General features: G+C 41.9%; 5 protein-coding genes and 1 pseudogene. 3 read left to right on the top strand and 3 right to left on the bottom strand.

The features are described from left to right. Together JUI58_RS16690 and JUI58_RS16685 are read left to right on the top strand one after the other, a co-directional pair. Positions 1–353: pseudogene (locus JUI58_RS16690) on the top strand (hypothetical protein); the annotation flags it as partial. A 12-nt stretch (positions 354–365) separates the two neighbouring features. Beyond that, entirely contained in the window at positions 366–1,745 is a 1,380-nt protein-coding gene (locus tag JUI58_RS16685; protein WP_204104932.1) for a GTP-binding protein, read from the top strand. Positions 1,746–1,802: 57 nt separating this feature from the next. Here JUI58_RS16685 and JUI58_RS16680 read toward each other — a convergent pair whose 3' ends face one another. Continuing rightward, on the bottom strand, positions 1,803–2,702 hold the full coding sequence (locus JUI58_RS16680; protein ID WP_204104931.1) for a hypothetical protein: 900 nt from the start codon (positions 2,700–2,702) through the stop codon (positions 1,803–1,805). 172 nt (positions 2,703–2,874) lie between these two features. Between JUI58_RS16680 and JUI58_RS16675 the strand changes: the two genes are divergently transcribed. Then, entirely contained in the window at positions 2,875–4,605 is a 1,731-nt protein-coding gene (locus JUI58_RS16675; protein WP_204104930.1) for a BamA/TamA family outer membrane protein, read from the top strand. 169 nt (positions 4,606–4,774) lie between these two features. Here JUI58_RS16675 and JUI58_RS16670 read toward each other — a convergent pair whose 3' ends face one another. Further along, positions 4,775–5,626 (bottom strand): prohibitin family protein, encoded by an 852-nt coding sequence (locus tag JUI58_RS16670; protein WP_239121534.1) that lies wholly within the window; start codon positions 5,624–5,626, stop codon positions 4,775–4,777. Between the two features lie 60 nt (positions 5,627–5,686). Next, positions 5,687–6,115, bottom strand: a complete 429-nt coding sequence (locus tag JUI58_RS16665; RefSeq protein ID WP_204104929.1) for a TerB family tellurite resistance protein — start codon at positions 6,113–6,115, stop codon at positions 5,687–5,689. Positions 6,116–6,233 lie beyond the last annotated feature (118 nt).

Here is a 6,233-nt window from a genome sequence, read left to right as displayed (position 1 = left end):
GCGAGCAAGATGCTCGCACTACCTCAATTATCAGCTATTGTAGTGGGAGAGTCTCGCTCCCTAGAGCTATAATTATTCGAGAAAATATTGTCAATTTTGCAATTTTGAGATGCACCCCATTCCTTTTAGTAGAAGGTATATCCGATCGCCTTTTTTATGAGCGTTTAGTTAATAAATTGACTTGTCAAATTGTACCTATTTCAGGAGAACCTTCTAGTAAAAATAGAGTAATTTCAGTCCTGCAAATTTTTGAAATCGTTTCAGGTTTTACCAAACGAAATATAATAGATAATATTATTGGTGCTGTTTTATTTCTTACTATTTTAATATCAATTAAGCAAATTATCGGTTAGAATGGGCGGAGAATGCCTCGTTATTTTACCCGTAGTTTTACCTTGTCCCAAGAAACCCACTACAACCGCGCTAAAATGAGCTTACAACAGGCTCTCTCTTGGTATTCCAGCTTTCAGCGTCACGGACGCTATCGCCCCAGTATGGAACTGCAAGCCGCCGTCAGAAGCGAATTACAGACATTGAAAGGTGCGTTGGATAAACTAGAACGTAAGGTTATCTGTATTGCAGCATTTGGTCTAGTCAGTCGAGGAAAATCGGCGGTTCTCAATGGATTATTAGGGGAAAAAGTCCTTGACACCGGACCCATACATGGTGTAACTAAATATCCTAAGTCTATTCACTGGGCGATCGCGGATAAAGTGCAAATTGAACTAATCGACACCCCAGGACTGGATGAAATTGATGGACAAATGAGAGCGACAATGGCCAGAGAAGTCGCTTATCAAGCAGATTTAATTTTATTCATTGTTGCGGGGGATATTACCCGAACCGAATATGAAGCCTTATGCGAGTTACGCGCTTATCAAAAACCGTTACTCTTAGTTTTTAATAAAACTGATTTATATCCAGACTGCGATCGCGAAATAATTTATCAACAATTGCAACAATTAGGCACAGGAAAAGAAGAAGATAAAAAATTACAAGCCCTATTATCTCCTCAAGAAATCGTCATGACCGCCGCCGCCCCTGCTCCGTTTCAAGTTAGAGTAGAATGGCCTGATGGTCGAGTCAGTCAAGAATGGGAAACCCCAGACCCTCAAATCGATCTATTACGAGAGAAGATTTTAGAAATTTTGAATCGAGAAGGCCGCACTCTTCTGGCCTTAAATGCCCTAGTACAAGGCAGAGAAGCGGAAAAGAAATTAGCAGGAAAAACCGTTGAGTTACGTCAAAAGGAAGCAGAGGAAACCATCTGGAGTTATGCCAAATATAAAGCCTTAGCCGTGGCACTCAATCCCATTCCCATTTTCGATGTTATCGTGGGAACGCTGGCAGATTTAGCCCTCATTCGTGCTTTGGCGCGGTTATATGGTTTCCCCATGACCAGTTATGAAGCTGGGAAAGTATGGCGCAAGATTTTGTTGAGTTCGGGGAGTTTATTATTAGGAGAATTGGGGAGTAGTTTTCTCTTGGGAATTGGTAAAACAACAGCCGTGGGTGGCTTAGAAGGATCGGCAACTTTGACAACTTGGCTATCGGCGGCAACTATTCAAGGAGGATTAGCGGGATATGGTGCTTATGCCGTGGGAAAAGTAGCACAACGCTATTTAGAGGCCGGATGTACTTGGGGAGAGGCGGGACCGAATACAGTGATTGCAGAAATTCTCTCTCGGGTTGAACCTAATGCGATCGTTTATCGCCTGCGAAATGAAATTGGCCTTCATCTTTAAAGGTTTTGCGAGATATTCCCACCCCGCTTAGATTCTGCCCGAGTCGGGATGGGATATCTATTTTTTACTAGGAAAGACGTAACCAACCCCAATACGTGCGCCGATTTCAGTTTGTTCGCCAAAAAAGCCCGCACTGAGGTTACTATAGACGACAACGCGATCGCTGACTCGCAGATCGACTCCCGCCGTCGCAAGGGGTGCCACATTATTATTTAATTCCGTATTGCGATTGGAAAGGGCAAGACCGCCTCCAATAAAGGGATGGACGACAGAAGGTTCAAAGGGATCGCGATTTTGAATATTAACATCGTAAGTGAGAGGTAGCAAGATCGTCGTACTATCTCCAATCAAAATCGCCGGGCGCAGGGAAAGGTAATTAGTTAAGGCAATTTTGGCATCGATCGCAACGGAACCTTTACCGAGATCCGTAATGCCATTATCGGACAAGCCCAAATTCCCCCCCAAGCCCACATAACTCCACGTAGGATTAATATAGCGACGGCGTACATTATCGGTTTGAGCAACTTGGGGATTTTCAATAGAAGCGGGTTTTGTCTCTAAGCTGGCGGTTTGAGACGTTTCGCGCGATCGCACTGTCTGAGAAGGAGAATTTCGCTGAGGGGGAGAATTTTGCTGAGAGAGGGAATTTTGTCTGGAAATAACTTTGCGATTCAGTTTGGGAAGAATTTTAGTGCGATCGGGGGGTTGATTAACGCGCGGGAGGGGACTGAGACGACGAGAAGGGGTTGCACTCTCCGGGGCGATCGCATTTTGGCTGGGTTGACTGACGCGGGGAAGTGGGGGAAGCGCAGGTAATCTACGAGGAGAATTGGCAGAATTGCCTACAGGTGGAACGCTTGTTTCAGTTTCTGCTTGACTGGGTAAAGGGCTGAGGACAAGGGTTAAAGCCATGAGTCCAACAGATATGCAACGGTATTTATCCGCAAATTTATTCACGATCGCTCCTCACAAGTTCTTGGGCGTACAAACAAAAATATTTTCATCTTTATAGAGTGTACAGAAAATTGCCGGTTTTTAGCCGATCTAATCGTGCCGAGTTTTTGGTATATTCCGTCTTAGGGATTGTTTTCCCCACTTTTTACAAAACTTAATTAGAGAATTTAACTTTATGCAACCTTTATCTAGGATTTCCCTGCTGCGTCTCAGCATCATATTATTCAGTTCAACCACCGCAAATTTATGGTTTGCGGGGAAGAATTGGGGGCTAGAAACAAATAATTTACCCGAAAGTGCGATCGCGGTTGAATGGCCATCGTCTCTATCTAAAACGAAAAACATTGAATCTATTCCTTCTGTTTCAGAAGAATCTTTTAAAATTGCAGAACGAGAATTAGAAGTATTAAATCTTGAGAGAGCAAACATACCGATCGCAGAGCGCGATCGCAACGATCTAATCTTAATAGAAGAAAATGATGAATTGAGTATTGAGACTGCAAATATACCTATCAAAGAGAGTAAGACAGTTAAGGCGATCGCCATTGAAGAGAATAACGAATCCGAACAACCAGAATCTTTGTCATCTCTAGCCATAAATTCATCGGGAAGATCAGAAAGAAATCCTTTTCCTGCACCAGGAGAAGTTAGTTTTGAAGCTGCGGATCTATTGGCACAAGAGAGCAATGAAGTAGAAGATTCTAGCGCAGATGATGACCCCGAAACAAGCAACGATGGCACTGAAGTTGAACAAGAAGTATTAGGAGGAGATCTCAATATTCCCTTTTCTAGTGATTTTGGTTTGGGGGTTTTCATCGGCGAACCAACCGCACTACAAGGACCAGTTAGAGCCAAACCTGTTTTAAGAGGAACTCGGACTTCGGCAACTTTACCAGCAACAGCTTATTTTCGTCAAAAATTAGGAACTAATAATAATTTACTCCTCATTTTAGGAGGAGATCTTTGGGTTGTCGATCCCAAATCTTTCGGTTTCGATCTCAGTTATTTTCACGATTATGAATCTTCGAGATTGTCGGTTAATATTGCGAATATTCAAACTGAATATCCTGCTTTTAACGGTGGTACTCGTGAGGTTAATTTACCAAACGGAAATAAACCAATTTTTGATAGTCTTGGCGGTGGGATAGAATATTTGCAAGTATTTAATCCAGAATGGAGTGTTGCTTTTGGGCTTAATTATTACAAAGTTTCCATTCGAGATGGGTTGCTATCTTCCAGTTTAGAACCGGTCGATGAATTAGGCAATCGCTTAACTGTGAGCGATCGCGGACAAGATGATCTCTTAAGTCTCAACATTTCTGCACTCTACAATAATGTCAATGATTCTCAATTTCCTAGCGAAGGGACTCGCCTTCGTTTGGGTTTAGATCAAGCTATTCCGGTTGGAGATGCTAATATTGGCTTTAACCGATTGAGTGGAAATTTAACCCAATTTATTCCCCTCGATCTATTTGGTTTTACGGAAGGACCGAGGACTTTAGTTTTGAATCTTCAGGGAGGAACAATTTTTGGAGAAGTTCCTCCTTATGAGGGCTTTACCTTGGGAGGAGGAGGATCGATTCGAGGTTATGATGTGGGAGATATTGGCACCGGTCGCAGTTTTATTTTAGCAACGGCTGAATATCGTTTTCCTGTCTCTTCTCTAACCTTATTTCAGGAACGTTTAGACTTGCTTGGAAGTGTTTTTATTGATTATGGTTCTGATTTAGGAACGGGGGACAATATCCTCGGTCAACCTGGTGAAGTACGACAAAAACCAGGGGATGGGTTTGGGTTTGGTGTAGGATTATTAACCAAGACATCGATTGGATTATTCCGTTTTGAATTGAGTTTTAGCGATAATGGTGACAGTGCTATTTATTTTAATATTGGCGAACGTTTCTAAGGAGTAAATTTATGCTCAAATATTGGAAATGTGGCGATCGCAAACATTAAAGAATAAACTCTCTCCCACTGAAGAAGGAGAGAGTCGGGAAATGCGTTTTAATTGGGATTCTTAATTGAGATCGCGCAAGTGTAGCAAAGCCATATTTTATCAAGATTAAACATCAAGATCAAACGTCATCTTGAACATCCGGAGAACCCAAATTAAAGAGAAAAGGAACGCTAGAAGTTGAATCTCCAAGAACGAGAACTTTAGGCATTTGTGCGCCACCTTGTCGCCATGCTTCGATCGCTTCTTTTTGCAGAACGAGTCGTCCTCCTTGAGCCTTCAAAGTTTCAGCTAATAAGCGTTGAGCTTCGGATTTACCTTGAGCGCGGTTAATGTCTGCTTGTGCTTCTTGTTCTGCTTCTTGTGCGACATAGATTGCTCGTTGTGCTTTCTGTTCAGCAATTTGCTTGTCTTCTACGGCTCGGGCAAATTCTTTGGAGAAATTCAGATCGATAACACTGGTATCAAGAATAAGAATACCATATTTTACCAAGCGTTCAGTTAAAGCATTATCAAAGTCTTCTTTGAGTTGCGGTCGTTGGGTGATCGACTCTTCTACCGTGCGTTTAGCTGCAGCAATTTTAAAGGCTTCTTGAGTTTGCGGTGCAATAATTTTAGCAACCACATTTTGCAATGTTCCTTGTTCTCGACGAATCTTGACAACTTGAACGGGATCGAGGGCAAAATTAATGGCAAAACTTGCGGATAATTCCTGTAAATCTTTGGTTGAACTTTGAGCGGGAACTTCAAATTTCTGTACGGTGACATCATAGATATCCGCTTGAGAAATTAAAGGGGGTTTAAAATGCAATCCTTCCAATAAGGCTGCATCTTGAGCTTTGCCTAAAATGCTCAAAACGCCAGCTTGACCGGGGTTAATAATAACAAAAGAATTAAAGGCAATAAAAACCAGTAATGCGGCAATTAGTCCACCAATGAGCGGTTGCAAATTGGGGGTGGGTTGATTTCTCAAAACTCTCTCCTTTTTTTATAGTTTAGCAGTTTAAACGAGATATTTAAACTATTTTATGGCTTATTTTTTGAGGGCGGCTCGATAGGCTTTTTGTACGGTTTTTAGAATACCATCAAAAATCGATTTTGAAGAAGCTGTTGCGGGATCGAATTGTTGTAATTCTACTAAAAACTTAGCTTCTTCGGTGTGTACATCCCCATCGCTATAAATTAGGGCGCTAATGGCTTCAAGTAATTCTTCGTAGTCGGCGCGATCGGGATTATCTCCTAGATAAGCCTTTCCCCACTCGTAACAGTCAGAAATGGGAATTTGTTTGGCTTCTGAGAGTAAGGCTTTGATGTCGGCATCGTTGGAAAGATTGTTATCTTTTGCCATTTTGTGCAAGTATTCTCGTTCTTCAACTTGAATCTCGCCATCTAGCCAAGCGGCGGCCATAAGAATTTTAAACAATTCTTTAGTTTTGTCGGGATTTACTTTTACAGTTTTCATCGAAAAATTGGGTAGAAACCCCGTTCTTATAGGACGGCTTTATATTAGTTTCGCTACCGCCTTGGAATTGTTTAATTAGGGTGCTTTTGTATTGCACTTTTAACAGGACAATTACTGT

The sequence above is a fragment of the Spirulina sp. CCY15215 genome (genome assembly GCF_016888125.1).
Taxonomy (GTDB): Bacteria; Cyanobacteriota; Cyanobacteriia; order Cyanobacteriales; family Spirulinaceae; genus CCY15215.
The sequence above is the reverse complement of the archived record's forward strand: the minus strand, read 5'-3'. Positions and strand labels throughout refer to the sequence as shown.